Annotated in this window: 1 protein-coding gene; it reads left to right on the forward strand. The window is 54.6% G+C overall.

Going from position 1 to position 1,402, the window contains the following annotated elements:
* Positions 1 to 179: 179 nt before the first annotated feature.
* The coding region (locus B2R17_RS17505; protein ID WP_286764998.1) for a hypothetical protein at positions 180 to 1,402 on the forward strand (1,223 nt) is incomplete at its 3' end.

Consider the following 1,402-nt stretch of genomic DNA (forward strand, 5'->3'; position numbering starts at 1 on the left):
CCAGTCGGGATCCGCCCAGATTTTCTTATGATTGATACCGCTTTCTATCTTGGTGGCTGGCATCCCCACCCTCTAGACTGGTCAATAGCGACGGGCGAGCGGAATGACTGCCGATGGCATCGATCTGCTTCGCCCCCGAGTCATTCCACTTTCAGCCGCTTCTGCTAGTGAGACCAACGATGCTGCACGAAATTCTCCGTCCCGTTCAACGACGTCTGTGGCTTGCTTCGATGATCCGCGGCGTCTCCACCGGTCTGTTGATCGGAGCGATTCTTGCTCTCTGGGTCGCGATCGCTCGCACCGCATTCTTCCCCAGCATGCACTGGGCATGGCCACTATCGATCGTTGTTGCCGGCGGCGTGGTTGGTTGGGTGACCGGAATGCTGGGACGATTCAATGAGCAATCGGCCGCAAGACTAATCGACGAGCACTACGGACTGAAAGATCGTTCGATCACTTCACTGCAGTTCGACCGCGAACGGAATCTTCATTCGGATCCCGTGCGAGAGTTGCAGTTGGCGGAGGCGGACCAACAACTGCATCGAGTCAATCCAGTTGAGTGCGTCCCAATCACCGCACCGCGACACGCACGATGGATCGCAGGCTTGGTGATCGCAACGACGTTGTTGTTGATCATCGGCAATCGCAATGTTCCAACTTTGGAAGCCAAACCAATCTTGCCATTGGCTCAGCAGCAATCCTTTGACCTTCGCGAAACGATGCTCGAGGATTTGGAAGAGATGGCGGAGGAACAAGAGGATCCTGAACTCGAAGCTCTCATCGAAGAACTCAGTGAGAAACTGGATGAGATGGAATCCGATGCATTGGATGAAGCGGACTTGCTAGCGACACTTTCCGAAATGGAGCAATCGCTGGCAGAAGCCCGCGAGTCGCTGAAATTGGAAATGACTGACACGATGTTGAAGGCGCTCGCCGCGGCCATGAAACCATCGGACGCGATGAACCAAGCCGCCAAGGCACTTGAAGCCGAACAATACGACGAAGCAAGTGAACAGCTTGGAGCGGTGGATCCTTCTCAAATGGGCGACAAGCAACGCCGCGCCGTCGCAGACAACCTGAAAAAGATGTTGTCAAAACTCAAACCCGCACAGCAGGGACAACTTAGCAATTCAATTAGCGAGTTGGCCGAGGGCTTGGACTCAAAAAACATGAGTCAATGTAAGAAGTGCCTTTCGAAACTGGCGTCGGAATGCAAACAGCAAGGACAACGCAAGAAGATTGGCAACTGCATGTCTTGCCAGCTCAACCGACTCTCGCAGTGCAAAAGCGAGTGCCGCGGTCAGTGTCAATCCGACAGCGTCGCAAAGTCCGACTCGCCGAGCCAAATGGCGGGCCGAGGCGCCAGTGGGCAACCTTTGGGCGATCAAGCCACCAAAATTGA

Origin of the sequence: Rhodopirellula sp. UBA1907 (assembly GCF_002337565.1) — a bacterium.
Lineage (GTDB): Bacteria > Planctomycetota > Planctomycetia > Pirellulales > Pirellulaceae > Rhodopirellula > Rhodopirellula europaea.